Origin of the sequence: Qipengyuania psychrotolerans (assembly GCF_019711355.1) — a bacterium.
Classification (GTDB): domain Bacteria; phylum Pseudomonadota; class Alphaproteobacteria; order Sphingomonadales; family Sphingomonadaceae; genus Qipengyuania; species Qipengyuania psychrotolerans.
The window spans coordinates 575,673-592,445 of sequence record NZ_CP081297.1; the positions used below are offsets into that span (position 1 = coordinate 575,673).

Genomic DNA, 16,773 nt, shown 5'->3' on the forward strand with positions numbered 1-16,773 from the left:
CACCGGGACAGCGTGGATTTCAAAATCTACGCTACCTGCCCGCGCATTCATTCTGATTGGTCCCCGCAAGCAATGCGGCGCATCTTGGCGTCATGGCTATTACCGGAACCATCCATCTCGTCGGCGCAGGACCGGGCGATCCCGATCTCCTGACACTGCGCGCTGCCCGCCTGATCGAAACCGCGCGCATCATTGTGCACGACGGTCTCGTCGATCCGGCAGTGCTCGCTCTTGCCCATCCCCATGCAGAGCTGATCTCTGTCGCGAAGAAGCGTTCGCAGCACACCATGCCCCAAGAAGAAATCTCCGCCCTGCTGGTCCGTATCGCCCGATCCGGCAAAGACGTGGTGCGGCTCAAGGGCGGCGATCCCCTGATCTTCGGTCGCGGCGGAGAAGAAGCCGAACTCGCCCGCGCGGCTGGTGTACCGGTCCAGATCGTCCCCGGCATCAGCGCCGCGAATGGCGCTGCCGCAGCGTCGCAGATCGCGCTCACCCACCGTGACGCCTCATCGATCGTCAGTTTCGTTGCTGGCCAGTGCAAGGGCCTGAAGGATCAGGATTGGGCGGGGCTCGCCGGCAAGGGCCGGACGCTGGTGATCTACATGGGCGTGAAAACCGCGCCGCAGATCGCGGAAAAGCTCATGGAAGACGGGCTTGCTCCGGAAATGCCCGTCGCCATTATCGAGAACGGTGCGCGCCCCGAAATGCGCGTGTTGCGCGGCCCGCTCGCAGCATTGCCCGACTTGGTCGAACGCGAGAACGTCGTCAGCCCGGCACTGATCGTGATTGGCGAAGTTACGGCGCGCACAGATGCGACGCTTGGCGCACTGGCACAGGAGGCCGCACGATGAGGCTTCTCACCGGAAATGACCTTAAGACCGGTGCTGTCACCTGGTGGACCGGCAACGACTGGTCGCTCCATGTCGAAGACGCCGCCGATGTTTCGGGTAGCGAAGAAGAGATAGCTCGCCGCGAGGAATCGGCCCGCCGTGTCAACGCACCCTACGCTATCGATGCCTCACTGGAAGATGGCACACCGCGCCCCTCGCATATCAAGGACCGCGTTCGCGCACTGGGCCCCACGGTGCGCCCGGACCTGACCCTCAAACCCGCCGATCCCGATATCGGCAACTGGGTGATCTGATGTACAAGTATGACACGTATGACCAGGCAATGGTCGATGCCCGCGTCGAGGAATTCCGCGACCAGGCCAGGCGCCGTCTCGACGGCAAGATGACCGAAGACCAGTTCAAGCCGCTGCGGCTGATGAACGGACTTTACCTGCAGCTGCATGCCTACATGCTTCGCGTGGCCATTCCCTATGGCACGCTCGACAGCCGCCAGATGCATGCTCTTGCGGACATCGCGGACAAGTATGACCGCGGATATGGGCACTTCACCACGCGCCAGAACATCCAGTACAACTGGATCAAGCTGGAAGACGCAGCCGATATCCTCGCCGATCTCGCCAAGGTCGAAATGCATGCCATCCAGACGAGCGGAAACTGTATTCGCAACATCAGTTCGGATCACTTTGCCGGCGCTGCGGCCGACGAGATCGTCGACCCGCGCCCCTATGCAGAGCTGCTGCGCCAGTGGTCGAGCTTCCATCCCGAGTTCAGCTATCTGCCGCGCAAGTTCAAGATCGCCGTGATCGCCAGCGATACTGATCGTGCAGCCATGCGGTTGCACGATATCGGTATCCAGATCGTCGAGCAGGACGGCGAATTGGGCGCTGCCTTCTATGTTGGCGGGGGCATGGGCCGAACGCCGATGATTGCGCCGTGCATCAACCCGTTCGTGCCGCTCGACCAGTTGGTCACCTATGCCGAGGCCTGCCTGCGGGTTTACAACCGCCACGGGCGCCGCGACAACAAGTACAAGGCGCGCATCAAGATCCTCGTCCACGAAATGGGCGCGGAGGAATATACGCGCCAGGTCGATGCCGAGTTTGCCCACCTGCTGGAACAGGGCGTCGAACCGCCATTTGCCGAACTCGAACGCATCAAGACGTTTTTCGAAGACCCCCTTTTCGAAGACGGTCTTGCCGAAGATATTGATCGCTCCGACCCGGATTTCGCACTGTGGGCCGACCGCAACACCGTGGCGCACAAGGCGCCGGGCTATGTATCGGCGGTTGTCAGCCTGAAGCCGGTCGGCGGAATTCCGGGCGATGCGACGGCTGAACAGATGCGCATCATGGCCGACCTCGCCAGGGACTACAGCTTTGATGAACTGCGCGTCATGCATACGCAGAACATCGTCCTGCCGCATGTCCGCAAGGCTGATCTTCATGCGCTGTGGACGGCATTGGACAGCGCCGGTCTGGGCAGTCCGAACCTCGACACGGTCGAAGATATCATCGCGTGTCCCGGCCTCGATTATTGCAGTCTTGCCAATGCGCGCTCAATCCCGGTTGCGCAGCAGATTTCGCAGCGGTTTGCCGCCAATGGCAAGACCGAAGCGCTGGGCCAGCTCAAGCTGAAAATTTCAGGTTGCATCAATGCCTGCGGACACCACCACGCGGGCCACATCGGTATCCTCGGCGTCGACAAGAAGGGCGTTGAAAATTATCAGCTGCTCCTCGGCGGGAGCGAGGCGGAGGACGTCAGTCTCGCCAAGATCACCGGCCCCGGCTTCGACGAGGCAGGCATCGTCGACGCCGTCGAAACCGCCGCCGATGTCTATCTACGCGAACGCCAGGACGGCGAACGCTTCCTCGACACCTACCGCCGTATCGGCATGACCCCCTTCAAGGAGGCCCTCTATGGGTGACTTCGTTTCCGCCACAGACACGCTGATCCGCTACCGCGATGACGAAACGGTCGATCACGGGGCCGTGACCGTTGATTCCTTTCTGGATCAATCCAACGCGAATGCAGTGCGCGTGGAGCCGGGCGATGATGCGCGCGAGTTGATCCCGCACTTGTCGCGCCTCTCGCTTGTCGAGGTGAACTTCCCGGCATTCGGCGACGGGCGAGGGTATTCCTCCGCACGTATGCTCCGCGAAGCTGGATACGAAGGCGAACTGCGCGCTGTGGGCGATGTGCTGGTCGACCAAATTGCCTATATGCGGCGGTGCGGTTTCGATGCCTTCGAGCCTGATGCGGCGCTGGATAAGGATGATCTGGCAGCAGCCTTGGCGCGGTGGCCCGAAGTCTATCAACCCGCCGCCGACAGCCGGAAGCCGATCTGGGCCAAACGTCACGCATGAACGAAACTCGCGCCATCGACCGGCTCGACACGCAGCCAAGGTTCACGGATCAGGAAGCGATCCGGCTGAACCGAATGTTCCGCGGTGCAGAGACCGAGGAATGGCTGCGCGCGGTATTCGAAGGCGACCTGGTTGGCGATATCGCGCTGGTATCCAGTTTCGGCGCGGAGAGTGCGGCACTGCTGCACCTTGTTTCGCGCATCGATGCGTCAATTCCGGTGCTGTTTCTCGATACGGGCAAACATTTTCCCGAAACGCTGGCGTACCGTGATGAGCTGACGGACCGGTTCGGCCTCAATCGTGTGGACCTCTACCCGGACCTCGCAGACCTGGAGGCCCGCGATAATACCGGGCTGCGCTGGTCCTATGACCCCGACGGCTGCTGCGAATTGCGCAAGGTCAAACCGCTGGAAATCGCGCTGGCTCGCTTTGATGCCAGCCTGACCGGGCGCAAGGCATTCCAGTCTTCTACCCGCGCGAACCTCCCGAGGTTCGAAGTCGATACGGCTGATGCGCAGGGGCGCTTGAAGATCAATCCGCTGATCGATTGGGATGCGCAGCGCATCGCGGCCTATTTCGAGGAACACGATCTGCCGCGCCACCCACTGATCGAACGCGGCTTTGCCTCGATCGGCTGCTCGCCATGTACCCGGGCGATCAAACCGGGCGAAGACCCGCGCTCGGGGCGCTGGGCGGGCTGGGACAAGGTCGAATGCGGCATTCACAAGCCGGGCGAGGAGCCGTTCCTCTAAATAGAAACGGCGCAGGGCCGCCCAGGCCGCTGCGCCGCTTTCTCTGGCTTCGGGCCGCTTAGCCGTCCGCGCGTTCTACGACAGCGGTTTCGCCATCGGGATTGGTCGAGGTCCAGACGCCGTCGTCGCCGACCTGTTCGGTATTGCACCGCTCCCCGCCGGTTTCCCCTTCTTCGACATATTCGGCATCAACCGTGTAACAGTACTCGTTCGGTGTTTTCTGATCCCACGTGCCCGTTTCGACAACTTCGCCGTTCTGGGTCGAGACGTAGGTGCCATCTGGCCGGAGTTCTTCCTCGAAGACCTCGCCTTCTGACGAGGTGACGCGGTACTTGCCGGCTGGCGGTTGGCCGTCAGCTGCCATTGAAGGCGCGGGTGCTTCGGCCACCGCGTCATCAGCGACTACGTCTACTTCTTCCTCGGCAGCTGGTGAACAGCTGGCGAGAATCGCCGCGCTTGCGACGAAAATCAGTTTCTTCATTAAAATCCTCCAAAACGACCCGTGATAGAAATAGGCGGATTTTTCCGCTCACGACTCGCGCCCCGCGGGGACGTTAGGCTGCCGGAGGTGACAGCGCAAATCAGGCTTAGAGCCAGCCCTCGGCGCGATACCATTCAGCAGTGCGGGCCAGACCTTCCCCAGCATCTATGGCCGGGCTCCAGACGGCCTCAGGCACACGCTTGGCCGAGCGGGAGACCCAGTTCGGATGGGTCATGTAGCCGACCCGGTCCTGCGTCAGACGGGCGTTCTTGCCGCGCAGCATGCCATCGGCTTTCGCGCCCAGTTCGAGCAGCGCCTTGGGCAGGTGCGGGGCGAATACACGGCGGCCGACGGCTGATCCGATGGCGCGGGCAAGTTCATCATGCCCCCAGCCGCCTTCGCGCCCGTCATCGGGCTCGAACATACGGCGCCGCACCAGAGCGGGGGGCGCGTCGATCAGGTCTAGGAGCAACCGCGCAAGGTCATGCACGTGAATGATCGAGCTCGCCCCGCTTGGCGGCAAGGGAATAAAACCCCACTTCGCGCTGCGGAACATCTCGAAGTAATCGATGTCGCGCGGGCCGTAGACGCCGGGCGGTCGCACTATGGTCCAGTCCAGGCCGCTCTTCTCGACCAGGGTTTCGGCCTTGGCCTTCGATGCGCCGTACTGCGACAGGTCGGGCTGGCGTGCTGCTAGCGATGACACGAAGACGAACCGCTTGATGCGGGCCGCCTTGGCAGCCTCGATCATCCGCTGCGTCCCTTCGACATTGGCTTCATCGAAGTCTGCGGGATCGGTCGCATTGGTCAGGCCCGCCACATGGACGACAGTATCTGCACCCTCGCAAAGCGCGCCGAGTGTCGCCGGATCGGACAAGGTGCCCGGCACCCAGGCAACATTCACGCGAATTTCCTGCTCGCGCCGGGTGAGCGCGCGAACAGCCAGGTCTCTCTGAGCGGCAACGTCGAGCACCGCTTGTCCGACGAACCCGGTCGCCCCGGTCAATGCAATCGTCATGCGCGCACCATGTGATCGCGGTGGACCACTGCTGCACGCGGAGCATAATCCAGCTTGGCCGCCTGTTCGTCCTCGCGCAGGCCCAAAATAGCGCGGCATTCAGCCGCGTCATATTCGACAAGTCCCTGACCCAATCGCTCACCCTTTGCTCCATGGATCGCCACCAGGTCGCCGCGGTGAAAATTACCTTCGACCTCGGTCAGGCCCGCGGCAAGCAGGCTGGCCCCGTCCGCAAGTGCTTTCGTGCAGCCCGCATCGACGGTGAGCACGCCTGCAGGGGCAAGCCTACCGGATAGCCATGCCTTGCGGGCGCTTTCGTCGCCCTGAGGCAGGAATATCGTGCCGGTACCGCTATCCAGCGCGCGCGTAATCGGCGCGTCATACGTGCCATTGATGATTGCGAGCGTTATGCCCGCACGCTCTGCAATTCGCGCCGCCTGCAGCTTGGACAGCATTCCGCCCGAACCCATGCCGGATGAAGATGTGCTGGTTGCCATGGCGATGATTTCGGGGGTCACGCCTTCGACCTTGGCGAGCATTTTCGCGCCCGCTTCAGCAGGATCGCGGTCATACAGGCCATCAACGTCAGATAGCAGCAGCACTGTATCTGCACCCGCTGCCTGCGCGACGCGGGCTGCCAATCGGTCGTTATCTCCGAACCGGATTTCTTCGGTGGCCACGCTGTCGTTTTCGTTGATGACAGGAACCGCGCCGGCTTCAACAAGACGCTCCAGAGTGGCTGCCGCGTTGAGATAGCGCCGCCGGTCTTCTAGATCGCCCAGCGTGACGAGCATTTGCGCTGCCAGAAGATCGTGCGTGCCAAGCGCTTCTGCCCACAGCCGGGCCAGTGCGACCTGGCCGACCGATGCCGCCGCCTGCGCATCGGCAAGGCTTGCCCTGCCGCCCTTGGCCAGGCCAAGCTTCGCCGCGCCTAGTGCAATCGCACCGGACGAGACGATCAGGATTTGTGTCCCCGCAGCGCGCAAGTTCGCCAATTCGCCAACCAGGCTCGCCAGCCATTCGCGCCGGGCCGCGCCCTGTTCCACCAGCAATGCTGACCCGACTTTTACAATCAGGCGTTTGGAGTTGCGGATTTCAGCGAGGGTCGTGACGGCCATCGGTCTATCAGATCGGCGACCAGTTGTCGGCTTCCTCGGAAGTGTTGTCTTCCACTTCGGCTGCCTTGGTTTCGGTCGATGTCTGGTCAGGCAGATAGCTCAGTACTGCATCGAGCAATTCTTCGATGCCCTGTCCGGTCGCGCCGGAGATCGAGAAGACCTTTTCAGCGCCGGCTGCCAGCAGTTCTTCGGAGAACGCCTCGCCCAGTTCCCTGTCCGCCAGGTCCAGCTTGTTGAGGACGACCAGCTGGGGCTTGTCCAACAAGCCTTCGCCGTAAGCCTCCAACTCCCCGTTTACGGTGCGGAAGGCATCGGCGGGATCATCGCCAGCGATATCGATCAGGTGGATGAGCACGCGGCAACGCTCGATATGACCAAGGAAACGGTCGCCGATCCCTGCGCCCTCGGCAGCACCTTCGATGAGGCCGGGAATGTCCGCTAGCACAAATTCTCGCGCCTTGTGACGAACCACGCCCAGCTTGGGCACGAGCGTTGTGAAGGCATAGGCACCGACCTTGGCCTTGGTATTCGTGACCTGGTTGATGAAGGTCGATTTTCCTGCATTGGGCAGGCCCAGAAGGCCCACGTCTGCCAGCAGTTTCAGCCGCAGCCAGACCCACATTTCACCGCCCGCTTCGCCCGGCTGGTGCTGGCGCGGTGCGCGGTTGGTGGAGCTTTTGTAACTGGCGTTTCCGCGCCCGCCCATGCCACCTTCGATGAAGACCACCTGTTTGCCCGCTTCGGTGAAGTCGGCCAGCACCTCTTCCTTGTCTTCGGAAAGGATCTGAGTTCCCACCGGCACTTTGATGACAAGGTCCTTGGCGCCCGCACCGGTCCGGTCACGGCCCATGCCATGCCCACCGCGCTTGGCTTTGAAATGCTGCGAATAGCGGAAGTCGATCAGGGTATTAAGCCCTTCGACCGCTTCGAAAACGATGTCTCCGCCTTTACCGCCGTTGCCGCCGTCGGGGCCGCCGTACTGGATATATTTTTCGCGTCGAAAGCTGACGGCTCCGGGGCCGCCGGAACCGCTTTGTAGATAGATCTTGGCTTGGTCGAGGAAATGCATGGCGCGCCTCTAATCCTTTTTGTTCGTGAAGGCGAGCGTAAGCGGCGTTTGGCAGGGTTTTTGCTTTCCCGCTGCCGACATGGCCACTAGGCCGGTGGTCATGCAATTCGATGACCTGCTTCGCCGCTATTTCGCAACTGATGACCTATCTGGGGTCAGTGCATCCGGATTGGAAGCCGGGATTGAACGCTGCAAGGTCGATTTGGGGCTGGAAACCGATCGTGGCAAGCGCTTTGCCCTCTGGTCGCTCCTGTACATGCTGGGTTCGTCGCCCGACCTCGATGTAGCCTTCAAGCATGAAGACGAGCGCGAGGCTGCGCGGAATTTCATGGACCTGATGGCGGCCAGCGAGAACCCGGATAATACTTGATCTCGGGGAGGAGTTGTGGGGCGCCACTAAACCTTGGATAGCGCGTACGAGAGTTCGGGCGCTTTGAAGCTGCACTTTTCCAACTAGCTTGGACAAGCTGTCAACGTAGCCTGGATAATCCTACAGACAGCCACGAGTGGTTGGATCCCTTGGTGATCCCACAAGTCATTTCAGCGCTTTCGTTTGCGCCGATTGGACCTTTGGCGTGCGGGTTGATCTTATCGATTCTAGGCCGTCCGCTTTACGCCCTCATTCCGGACATTCGAGGCGGCTTGCTATTTTCCTGTAAGGAGACCGTCCGCTTTTCCTGCCGGGTGTCATCAGCCAATGTCCGGAATTGGGTGGGAAGCCGCCGTTCAACGAAATCTATCTTGCCGGAATGCGAACCAACATGCAGCAACCTTCCTCTTCCTTGTCGTGCACTTCGATGTAGCCGTCGTGAAGGTTTGCGATGCGTTGACTGATTGTAAGCCCAAGACCGAGCTTCCCTCCACTGCCCCCCTTGAAGAACTGGTTGAATATCTGCTCGCGCTGTTCCAGTGGGATTCCAGGACCATTATCCCCAACGAAAAACAGATGCTCTCCTTCTTCTTCGCGATGATGGATTGTCACCACAGGTCGTTTGTCGCCCGCATGGCGTATCGAATTTTCGATCAGGTTCTGGAACAGCTGCCGAAAGAGGTTTGGTTCGACTGTCGCATCAGGAAGTCGCGTAACATGCAGACTCATATTAGCATCCTGCATCGCGGCCGAAAGATTGAAGCGCACTTCTTCCAAGAGAAGGTTTAAATCGTATTTCTGGAACTGCAGGTCTTCGCGTTCGCTGATTGCAGCTTTGAGGGTCGAGCTGATCATGCCAGCCATTCCGCTCGCGCTGTCTTTAAGAGCCGAGACGACCATCTCGCTCCGCTCACTCAATTTCGAGGTCCTATCGCGCTGCAGAAGGTTTAGCCCACTGATAAAGCTGCCGACCGGATTTTTAAGATCGTGAGCAATCGAATGAGAATACAATTTTAGCTGCGCATTAAGCCTGACAACCCGCCGCTCGCGGGCTGCCAGGTCAGTAATATCTGTGGCGATACAAACAAGCCGTTTGTCCCCGTCGGCGGTATGGAAGACCATCTTTCGCGTCAGGAAAGTGCGACGCTCTGCTTTCCAGTCGGTGATTTCCTCGACAATTTCTGAAAAGCCCTCGCGCAGTGCCCGCCGGTCTTCGCTGAGGAACAGTTCCGCTTCTTCGGGTTCGAAGCTTTCCACCGTGGTGGTGCCGATAACCTCCGAACGCATATCGGGAGCATACAGGCCGAGAAATGCAGCATTGGCGTAGATCAGCCTACTCTCCTCATCCTTTATAAAGATGAGGTTGGGGCCGTTATCTAGGACGAACGCCAAGAGATCGTCATTGTCGGCGAACGTGGGCGCATCAACACCCAATAAATGTGAAAATGGCATTGCGCGACCCTCTCTCCGGAGATGACACTAAGTGGATTCCCAATGCCTTACAAGATATCTGTCCGGAATCGGGTAGTTAGCTGCCAGTCAGCTCTCGGCACATCGTTAACGCGGCAGATCAGTCACATTTTGGGTGGGATGAGGACATCAAATGCCACCGCCAAAAATGACGAGATAGGGCGCTAGCGAAGCAAGGGCGCCTAATGAGCCAAGCGCCAGTACAGACGGCCGCGTCCCGCTTGCGTTGCAAACCCACGCGAATATCGAGAGCGCCGTTGCCATTAATATTGGCAGTGTGATGGCGAAATCGATGCTCCTCATTCTCGGCCAGTCTGGAACAGCATCGGTGAGAAACGGCTTCAAATCCGCGCGGCCTGTGAATGCCAACCCTAATCAAATCAAGATCACAAGCGCTGAGAAGAGGTTTGCAGCTCTCATCAGCTGGAAATACACTTTCGTCCATTGTCCGCAATCGGGTCGTTAACTGCCTGTCGGCTCCTGGCACAGCGCTAGTTCTTGGAAAGCGTCGCCAGATGGGGTGGGAAGCAGTCGGTTCGCTTCCAGGAAATTCCGCGCTCGGTAGCTAAGTCTCAAGCTGGGCGGAAAAAACCAACTACTGTTCCGACGAAGGGGGCGGGCCTTGCTGCGCCCGTCTAAACGAAGTTGGGCCCAGACTGACAGTACATCAGGACTGCATCTCAAAAAAAAATTGAGACCGCAGCATGATAATCATCGGCTCTCGCTTCGCTAGCGCAGCACTCTTCTTACGTATTGTCTCGCAGTCATCCCTTCACCTCAAAATCACGATCCTCTCTGAAAAAAGGATCGCACTTTTTGTGGAGGAAAAACCGTGAAGCAGCGGCTCGAACCAAAATTTGCAGCCGTAGCCGCACTTTACATGATCGGATGTCTTATTTTTCTTGGTACACATTTCACATTCGATCCCTTCGGGCTCAGTAACCATGGGAGTGTGCTCATCGCTTTGCTCGGTGCAGCCCTCCTCGTTCTCATTGCGAAAGAGCGAATTCTTCCAAAAAGCGCCTTGCTATCGCGCCAGCATCTTAAGGAGTTGGCGATTCAGGCCGAGCAGAACGCGGGTCATTTGGAGAAACAGGTTGAGTGGCTGGAAATGACCGAGGCACTAGCCCATGTCGGCCACTGGCGGATGACCTTCGCTGATAACGAACTTTTCTGGAGCGAAGAAACCTATCGTATCCATGGCTGGCCCCAGGACCGCACGCCGACTCTGGCTGACGCAACTTCGGTATATCATCCCGATGATCGCCAAGCCGTTGTGGATGCCGTGGAAACGGCGCGACGAACTGGTGAGCCTTACCGTTTCCGCGCCCGCCTGATCCGCCCGGATGGGGATGTCCGCCATGTCGAAGCGGTCGCGCAGATCGAGAATAACGCCGACGGAATGCCGCTCGCGATGTTTGGCGTGTTCGCTGACCGCACCGAGGAGGAGAAGATGCGCCGCGCCTTGGTTAAGGCGAGTGATAGCGCTTTTGCTGCTGCAAACGCCAAGTCGACTTTCCTGGCCAACATGAGCCACGAGATCCGCACGCCCATGAATGGTGTCGTCGGTTTCTCGGACCTTCTGTGCCGAAGCGACCTGCCGCCGCGCGAACGTCAGTTTGCCGAAATAATCTCGGACTCGGCTCGCTCGATGACCTTGCTGCTCAACGACATCCTCGACTTGTCCAAAATCGAAGCCGGCCAACTGGAGATGCGCGAACAGCCGACCGATATTGGCCAACTCCTTCACCATGTCGCTCGTCTGGTGCGCAACGAGGCGCAGGAGAAGGGCCTCGAGCTCACGCTGGACATTGCCGAAGGCCTCCCCGACCACTGCCTGACTGATCCGCTTCGCCTGCGCCAAGTGCTATCGAACCTTCTCGGAAATGCCATCAAATTCACCGATGCAGGGTTCGTGGCCATTCATGCACACTGGCGGGACGAAGTCCTGAGCATCTCCATCCGGGATTCGGGCATCGGCATTTCGCAACAGGACATCGACAAGATATTCGATTCTTTCGGACAGGGCGGCAACCATACTTACAATGCCCAGGGAGGCACCGGTCTCGGTCTTGCCATTTCGCGACAACTGGCAACCGCGCTCGGCGGATCTTTGACTGTCGAAAGTCAATTGAGTGAAGGGAGCGTATTCAAACTGCAATTGAGAGCGATACAAGTCGAAGGCCAACTCCCGAAGGCCCTAGGAATGCCTCAGGATGAAGATATTTCCTCACCCGATAGATCCCTCAATCGCCGCGTTCTTCTGGCGGAGGATTTCGACGTCAACCAAATGCTGGTCCAAGCCATGGCAGAACAGGCCGGCATCGATTTGGTTGTCGCGGAAAATGGGCAAGTTGCGCTGGCCAAGGTTCAGCAAGCAGAGGCGGAGGGGCGGCCGTTCGCATTAATCCTCATGGACTTGCAGATGCCCGTGATGGATGGACACGATGCGACCATACGATTGCGCAGCAAGGGATATGATGCGGCAGAACTGCCGATAATCGCGATGACAGCTAATGCCTTTGCTGACGATATTTCGGAGTGCAAAAAGATCGGCATGCAGGATCATTTAGCCAAGCCTGTGAATTTCGACCAATTCCAGACCATGCTTGAAAAATGGCTACCCTCCGACCACCGCCACGCCGCTTGAGAGAAGTGATGGCCTACAATGTCGGTAACTCAGTGCTGCTACCCCTTGAAAGTTAGATCCCGCTAAAATGATGCCAGCAGGTCCGTTTCGGTAGTTTAACCCATCGCCCACGGTCTTCTGCCTAGGAGTTATCTTGGGGGGTCAGCTTGCCGCTGAGCTTCAACAATCCAAGACCTGCTGGCCAAGTGGCAAAACCACAGGACCTGAGTTCAATTTGGGAAAGTCATAGCTGGGCCCATCATTGATAAGTTGAGTTAAGACTCACAGCACTCAATTATTGGATAAGCTTCAGTGGTAGAAGAGCAAATATGCATCAATCGTGCAAGAAGGGTGCGCCGTAGTTCAATCTCATGATGTGAGCACTTAAGGTGTCACGAAGTAGCCGTTCAGGGCAGGACGGCACAGAACGGATTTGATATTGATCAAAGCGGTGAGGAAGCCAGCCCCGCAGTCGCGCAACTCGGGTAGATATTGCCAGATCTTCGATGTTGAGTTGCTCTTCAGAAATTTGCGCGGACTCTGCCAGCAAAGAGATGTTGCCGAAGTCGCTAGCGGTGGCTTGTCCAAGCAGACCCATCTTACGGCCAAGCCGGTACCGGCGCCCTGAATTGCGAGTAACCACATTAGCAGCCATCATCCTAGCGTGGGCAAGGTCTGGAGAAAGGTGCCGACACAGCATCGTATCTGTACAATCAGCGAAATATTGAGCGCAGGCACTTATGATCATGCCCAAGTCACTTCCATGTGCCACGAAGTTGAGCATTCGAGGCAGCTCAGAGATCGTCAGTAACGGTGAATTGTCGTTGAGGGAGAGCGATACATTCATACCGCGCGCTCAACACTACATACGGACGATTCTGGCAATCAGGGCGAATGCGTAGCGAAAAAATAGTGGGTTGACCAAGCTGATGGCCCGGCCACGCTGAATGATTGGTGGCCGCCCCTGCTGCGCTTACGCTATGTGCGATAAATGGAGACACAATGCCTAGCGGAAAGGCTATTCCTTTTTTGATCGTAAATCTGTTCCGAACTCGCGATCAAGAAGTTGCGCTACACGTTCCATGGCGACCCGCATTTCTCCGCCCTCAAATCGTTCGGCGTCCTGTCGGACAAAATCGCCCGGGGAAATTTCCCTTTGATAACCCGCTGCACGGCGATCATAATCTTTCATCGCTTGCTGGAGGCGGACAGGATCACGAAGCCGACGCTCTCCAGCAGCTTGGGATAGGTCCGCTACCAACTTTGCAGCCTTCGCAAGATTTAAGAGCTCATCGTCCACTTTGCCCTGCTTTCCGTAATATTTGTTTGACCACATGTTTTCCGGAAAACTTAATTTAGTCAATGATCCCGGCCGCGACGCCAAAATCAACCTATTTGATCACATCTCACTTCTTGGCCCTGGCTTCTGTGCGGCGCAGGAAACGGGACTATATCCGAAACCGAAACCGGTTCTGTCTCGACAGGGATCAAAGCTTGCATCGAACTCCAAAGAAGCCATACGCTGGCCAAAATTCGTATGCGGAAAAGCAAGGGGGGCTAGACGTGACATTCTCTCGACAATGGTAATGCTCTCGACATTGGCAAGGGCCATTTTGAGCGAACGACGTATTTAAGGTGATCAACCGATGAAGTCCGAAAATTTCCGGGCAGCCCTTACCAAGATTGGCAATATTGTATTGGTCTCCGCGGCGTTCTTGCTGGCACTAGCCTTGATCAACAAGACTTTCGCGTCACCATCGCCAAGCGCGGGGAGCCAATCAACGAGGCAGCCTGGCCTTTGGTCACAGCGATTGGATACGTGGCAGGAGGAAGTCGAGGCTGCAATTGATCGGTGTGACGACTCGACCACGATGATGGCCACGAAGATGAGCGCGTACGACAAGGGAAGTATAACACGCGATGGTTTGTTGGAAAGTGCCTCCGAGGCATGGCAAGTCTGCGATCAAGAGTGGCAACAATTCCCGCAAAAGAGGCAAGTGGTATCTACTGACACCATCTTTCAAAGCCACATTGATCGCGCGTTTCGCGATTGCAAGCTTGCTATTTTCCTCCGGCGCGAAGCCGCAAAGACCGTCAAATCTGGATTGACCGGCACTCTCTCACTGGAGAAGTTTGAGACGCGCATGCATCGTATCGTTTACGATATCACCACCCAGACACGGACTTGCGATAGCACAGCAAGTAGTCTGCGAGCTGTGAATGAGAGGCTTCGCGATTAAAAGGATACCGTGCTTTACTTGCTTTATTTGAGAGTGTAATCTGCGCTGAAGATATGACTAAATTTCAAAATCTTCCGTTTTTTGTCGTCCTCGCAATCGCTATCTCTGGCGGTGTCGTTATGGCGCGCGAAGACTCGGACCGTGGGGTTAAGCCCCCAAAACCGATTCTGTCCACTGAGGAGGGTGCAATGGCCCCACCGAGCGAGTGGAATTGCGATCTCTATGTACAAGAATATCGGGACTGGCTCGATCAAGGTAACCGCTTCGGTGATTGGCGGTTCGCTGGCAAAGCTTACCGCGACGCAGGGAGCGGCGAACGGTACACCGCGGCTCAGTGGCGGCTTTGGTTGCAAGAAGCAGATTGTCCCGGGATTGCCTTTGCAAACGATGAGCTAGCGGTACCGGTAATTCAGCAGCTGATTTTTGGGGCTACGGCCGTCGCAACGCCGATTATTGCGAGCCAAATCGGGGCGGTAAGCCCAGGCTGACTTTGGCCTGCAACGCGTTCATACTGATCGCCTTCCTGACTGAACCTTCAAGGCCAACAGCGATCCCGAAGCCTTTCGAACGTTTGGCATGAATTCCAACTATCCTATATCCTCCCGGCCATTGTGTTAGCAGTGGAGCACCGCTGAGACCTGGCCTAGTCGGACATGAGTGCAGTAGAATTATGGAGCCGGCGCGTTGACGTCTTGGCCCGCAGTCGTGACTTGTCCGCAGAATTCGATTGCCACGCATGGCTGGACGATAGGAAACCAGATCAACTTTCTCTTCATGCAGGCTCGCCATTGTCCCAAGTTGAAGCGGAGTTCCAGTCGCGGGACGCTCAAGCCGCAATAGAGCCCAGTCCAATGCCATGCTGTCGCTTAGTTCGGGCCCGCGACCACCGCGATCGATGACGGAAAACTTACTTCGGAAAATAATCGCTCCCTCGTCATCGCGCATGGTGAATGTGCAGCCATCAGCAGGCAATTCACGCCCGCTCTTACGATTGAAATTGAAATGAGATACCGCGAGGACGAGATCCCTTCGCTCTACCAGGCTCGCATTGGTTAAGAATGGTCCTCCGCGGCCCCTGCATATAATCGTTCCGATCGCGTCACTTAGGCGGAAAGAATCGCCCACGGTCGGGGTTGGCGGCGACGCTCCAGACAGCAAAATGAATGCAGCCGAACCAAGGACCCCATGGAAAAATCGACGGCGGGCGCGCGTACTTTTTTGAACATCTGGCATAGGAACCAGATGCATCAATATCGTTCAGGTGCAGCTCCCTACTGCCTCGGGGAAACCACCTAGTGCTCTAAACTGGCGCGCACAACGTTGCAAAAGTTGGGCTGCCCTGGAATCACTTTATCAGACAGGTAATGACTTTCAGTCTAGACCATACCCTTAATCTTCAGTCTGCTCGAAGTCGCGGAGGGTTGAAGCAATGGCCTTATAGCCCTGCGTAGTCAGGAGAACGAAGTCCCTTCTGCCATCAGTTGCATCAGGTAACCGGGTCAGCAATCCTCGCTGACCAAGAAGTGAAAGTTGTCTCAACGCTGTCGTGGTCGGGACTAGAGATGCAATGCAGGCATCACTCACAGAAACTTTGCCCCCAACTGCATCTGCGATAAAAAGATCGAGCAAAATATTGTAACCCCCTTCGGCAAACATGTCCTCAGGCAAGTATTTTGAGCGTACCTTTCGACGCGCAAGCTCCGAGCGGGCGCGCCTTAAGAGAACCTCCTGTTCTTTATAGGGTTGACCTTCACTTGGATGCTCACGTGCTTCCTCCGTTTGTCGTGGAATGTCGCCGACTATATCGAAAATTTTTCTGGCGATCTGATGAAGTTCAGCATTTTCGCGTGAAGTCATAGTAGCCCCCTCGCCCTCATGCTTGTGACATGCGCCCGGCCAACAATCAGATGGTCTTCAAAATTGATGCCCAGCCGATGAGATTGGTCGATGAGAGCCTTAGTCTGTTCAACGTCTGCTTGGCTTGGCTCGGAGTTTCCAGAAGGGTGATTGTGAGCAAGAAGAATACGGCGAGCTTCAACTTTCAGGGCTTTGCCAAATATCCGGCGTAACGAAAGTTGCAGCGAGCCTTGATCTCCCTCACCTACGATCTCTTCGCTAATCACATAGCCAGCCTCATCCGCAAAGATTGCAACCATAATTTCGTGTTTTGAACTACCAATTGAGGCGCGAAGGTATCGATGGAGGGCGGCGTCTGCGGAATCTAAAGGCACCCGGGTGAAAGCCTCTCGATGCCCCTCAGAAAGCAGGTCGCGAACAGCGATAAAGCTTTCCGACCACGTCTCACCATACAAACTGCATCCACGGAGTTCATCGGGACTAGCGTTCCCGATTTCAGCGATACTACCAAAGCGGCGCAGCATCCGATGGGCAAGTTCTTCAGGATCGCTATGA

The 16,773-nt window shown here is 57.4% G+C and carries 19 protein-coding genes; 9 read left to right on the top strand and 10 right to left on the bottom strand.

Annotated elements, in window-relative coordinates:
* Window positions 1–92: 92 nt before the first annotated feature.
* From cobA to K3166_RS02785, 5 genes are read left to right on the top strand one after another with little or no spacing between them, the layout of a single operon-like run.
* Window positions 93–851 (top strand): uroporphyrinogen-III C-methyltransferase, encoded by a 759-nt coding sequence (cobA, locus tag K3166_RS02765; protein WP_221423178.1) that lies wholly within the window; start codon window positions 93–95, stop codon window positions 849–851.
* Entirely contained in the window at window positions 848–1,144 is a 297-nt protein-coding gene (locus K3166_RS02770) for a DUF2849 domain-containing protein (protein ID WP_221423179.1), read from the top strand. The genes cobA and K3166_RS02770 overlap by 4 nt, the downstream gene beginning before the upstream one ends.
* A complete protein-coding gene (locus K3166_RS02775) occupies window positions 1,144–2,775 on the top strand; it encodes a nitrite/sulfite reductase (protein ID WP_221423180.1) in 1,632 nt (543 codons plus the stop codon). Before K3166_RS02770 ends, K3166_RS02775 begins: the two co-directional genes overlap by 1 nt.
* Window positions 2,768–3,214: a DUF934 domain-containing protein gene (locus K3166_RS02780; RefSeq protein WP_221423181.1), complete on the top strand. Its 447-nt coding sequence runs from the start codon at window positions 2,768–2,770 to the stop codon at window positions 3,212–3,214. The genes K3166_RS02775 and K3166_RS02780 overlap by 8 nt, the downstream gene beginning before the upstream one ends.
* Window positions 3,211–3,966 carry a phosphoadenylyl-sulfate reductase gene (locus K3166_RS02785; protein ID WP_221423182.1) on the top strand — a complete coding sequence of 252 codons (756 nt, stop codon included), beginning with the start codon at window positions 3,211–3,213 and terminating at the stop codon, window positions 3,964–3,966. The genes K3166_RS02780 and K3166_RS02785 overlap by 4 nt, the downstream gene beginning before the upstream one ends.
* Before the next feature lie 58 nt (window positions 3,967–4,024).
* Here K3166_RS02785 and K3166_RS02790 read toward each other — a convergent pair whose 3' ends face one another.
* The 4 genes from K3166_RS02790 to obgE form a co-directional block, all read right to left on the bottom strand.
* Window positions 4,025–4,447 (bottom strand): hypothetical protein, encoded by a 423-nt coding sequence (locus tag K3166_RS02790; RefSeq protein ID WP_221423183.1) that lies wholly within the window; start codon window positions 4,445–4,447, stop codon window positions 4,025–4,027.
* A 106-nt stretch (window positions 4,448–4,553) separates the two neighbouring features.
* Entirely contained in the window at window positions 4,554–5,465 is a 912-nt protein-coding gene (locus tag K3166_RS02795; RefSeq protein ID WP_221423184.1) for an NAD-dependent epimerase/dehydratase family protein, read from the bottom strand.
* A complete protein-coding gene (gene proB / locus K3166_RS02800) occupies window positions 5,462–6,583 on the bottom strand; it encodes a glutamate 5-kinase (protein WP_221423185.1) in 1,122 nt (373 codons plus the stop codon). The genes K3166_RS02795 and proB overlap by 4 nt, the downstream gene beginning before the upstream one ends.
* 7 nt (window positions 6,584–6,590) lie before the next feature.
* Window positions 6,591–7,652 carry a GTPase ObgE gene (gene obgE, locus K3166_RS02805; protein WP_221423186.1) on the bottom strand — a complete coding sequence of 354 codons (1,062 nt, stop codon included), beginning with the start codon at window positions 7,650–7,652 and terminating at the stop codon, window positions 6,591–6,593.
* Between the two features lie 100 nt (window positions 7,653–7,752).
* Here obgE and K3166_RS02810 point away from each other — a divergent pair, with 100 nt between their 5' ends.
* Complete coding sequence (locus K3166_RS02810; protein ID WP_221423932.1) at window positions 7,753–8,022, top strand: hypothetical protein; 270 nt, start codon at window positions 7,753–7,755, stop codon at window positions 8,020–8,022.
* 366 nt (window positions 8,023–8,388) lie between these two features.
* On the opposite strand, the gene K3166_RS02815 is transcribed toward K3166_RS02810, so the two are convergent.
* The gene (locus K3166_RS02815; RefSeq protein ID WP_221423187.1) at window positions 8,389–9,474 is read right to left on the bottom strand and encodes a sensor histidine kinase; all 1,086 of its coding nucleotides are present in this window, start codon (window positions 9,472–9,474) and stop codon (window positions 8,389–8,391) included.
* Window positions 9,475–10,324: 850 nt separating this feature from the next.
* Between K3166_RS02815 and K3166_RS02820 the strand changes: the two genes are divergently transcribed.
* Entirely contained in the window at window positions 10,325–12,142 is a 1,818-nt protein-coding gene (locus K3166_RS02820) for a PAS domain-containing hybrid sensor histidine kinase/response regulator (protein ID WP_221423188.1), read from the top strand.
* 313 nt (window positions 12,143–12,455) lie between these two features.
* Here K3166_RS02820 and K3166_RS02825 read toward each other — a convergent pair whose 3' ends face one another.
* Window positions 12,456–12,968, bottom strand: a complete 513-nt coding sequence (locus K3166_RS02825; RefSeq protein WP_221423189.1) for a hypothetical protein — start codon at window positions 12,966–12,968, stop codon at window positions 12,456–12,458.
* Window positions 12,969–13,139: 171 nt separating this feature from the next.
* Entirely contained in the window at window positions 13,140–13,484 is a 345-nt protein-coding gene (locus K3166_RS02830; RefSeq protein ID WP_221423190.1) for a hypothetical protein, read from the bottom strand.
* 283 nt (window positions 13,485–13,767) lie between these two features.
* Here K3166_RS02830 and K3166_RS02835 point away from each other — a divergent pair, with 283 nt between their 5' ends.
* Together K3166_RS02835 and K3166_RS02840 are read left to right on the top strand one after the other, a co-directional pair.
* A complete protein-coding gene (locus K3166_RS02835) occupies window positions 13,768–14,361 on the top strand; it encodes a hypothetical protein (RefSeq protein WP_221423191.1) in 594 nt (197 codons plus the stop codon).
* Window positions 14,362–14,414: 53 nt separating this feature from the next.
* Entirely contained in the window at window positions 14,415–14,849 is a 435-nt protein-coding gene (locus K3166_RS02840; protein WP_221423192.1) for a hypothetical protein, read from the top strand.
* Here the strand turns inward: K3166_RS02840 and K3166_RS13550 are convergent.
* From K3166_RS13550 to K3166_RS02855, 3 genes are all read right to left on the bottom strand, one after another.
* Entirely contained in the window at window positions 14,812–15,609 is a 798-nt protein-coding gene (locus tag K3166_RS13550; protein ID WP_425594578.1) for a trypsin-like serine peptidase, read from the bottom strand. The genes K3166_RS02840 and K3166_RS13550 overlap by 38 nt on opposite strands.
* A gap of 141 nt (window positions 15,610–15,750) precedes the next feature.
* Window positions 15,751–16,218: a hypothetical protein gene (locus K3166_RS02850; protein WP_221423194.1), complete on the bottom strand. Its 468-nt coding sequence runs from the start codon at window positions 16,216–16,218 to the stop codon at window positions 15,751–15,753.
* Entirely contained in the window at window positions 16,215–16,742 is a 528-nt protein-coding gene (locus tag K3166_RS02855) for a JAB domain-containing protein (RefSeq protein ID WP_221423195.1), read from the bottom strand. The genes K3166_RS02850 and K3166_RS02855 overlap by 4 nt, the downstream gene beginning before the upstream one ends.
* Window positions 16,743–16,773: the final 31 nt, after the last annotated feature.

Excerpts from the sequence above, each read along its gene's own strand:
- K3166_RS02815 (WP_221423187.1), bottom strand. The coding sequence starts at position 9,474 with ATGCCATTTTCACATTTATTGGGTGTTGATGCGCCCACGTTCGCCGAC.
- K3166_RS02770 (WP_221423179.1), top strand. The coding sequence starts at position 848 with ATGAGGCTTCTCACCGGAAATGACCTTAAGACCGGTGCTGTCACCTGG.
- K3166_RS02810 (WP_221423932.1), top strand. The coding sequence starts at position 7,753 with ATGCAATTCGATGACCTGCTTCGCCGCTATTTCGCAACTGATGACCTA.
- K3166_RS02785 (WP_221423182.1), top strand. The coding sequence starts at position 3,211 with ATGAACGAAACTCGCGCCATCGACCGGCTCGACACGCAGCCAAGGTTC.
- K3166_RS02840 (WP_221423192.1), top strand. The coding sequence starts at position 14,415 with ATGACTAAATTTCAAAATCTTCCGTTTTTTGTCGTCCTCGCAATCGCT.
- K3166_RS02855 (WP_221423195.1), bottom strand. The coding sequence starts at position 16,742 with ATGCTGCGCCGCTTTGGTAGTATCGCTGAAATCGGGAACGCTAGTCCC.
- K3166_RS02850 (WP_221423194.1), bottom strand. The coding sequence starts at position 16,218 with ATGACTTCACGCGAAAATGCTGAACTTCATCAGATCGCCAGAAAAATT.
- K3166_RS02790 (WP_221423183.1), bottom strand. The coding sequence starts at position 4,447 with ATGAAGAAACTGATTTTCGTCGCAAGCGCGGCGATTCTCGCCAGCTGT.
- K3166_RS13550 (WP_425594578.1), bottom strand. The coding sequence starts at position 15,609 with ATGCATCTGGTTCCTATGCCAGATGTTCAAAAAAGTACGCGCGCCCGC.
- K3166_RS02835 (WP_221423191.1), top strand. The coding sequence starts at position 13,768 with ATGAAGTCCGAAAATTTCCGGGCAGCCCTTACCAAGATTGGCAATATT.
- proB (WP_221423185.1), bottom strand. The coding sequence starts at position 6,583 with ATGGCCGTCACGACCCTCGCTGAAATCCGCAACTCCAAACGCCTGATT.
- K3166_RS02775 (WP_221423180.1), top strand. The coding sequence starts at position 1,144 with ATGTACAAGTATGACACGTATGACCAGGCAATGGTCGATGCCCGCGTC.
- cobA (WP_221423178.1), top strand. The coding sequence starts at position 93 with ATGGCTATTACCGGAACCATCCATCTCGTCGGCGCAGGACCGGGCGAT.
- K3166_RS02795 (WP_221423184.1), bottom strand. The coding sequence starts at position 5,465 with ATGACGATTGCATTGACCGGGGCGACCGGGTTCGTCGGACAAGCGGTG.
- K3166_RS02780 (WP_221423181.1), top strand. The coding sequence starts at position 2,768 with ATGGGTGACTTCGTTTCCGCCACAGACACGCTGATCCGCTACCGCGAT.
- K3166_RS02825 (WP_221423189.1), bottom strand. The coding sequence starts at position 12,968 with ATGAATGTATCGCTCTCCCTCAACGACAATTCACCGTTACTGACGATC.
- obgE (WP_221423186.1), bottom strand. The coding sequence starts at position 7,652 with ATGCATTTCCTCGACCAAGCCAAGATCTATCTACAAAGCGGTTCCGGC.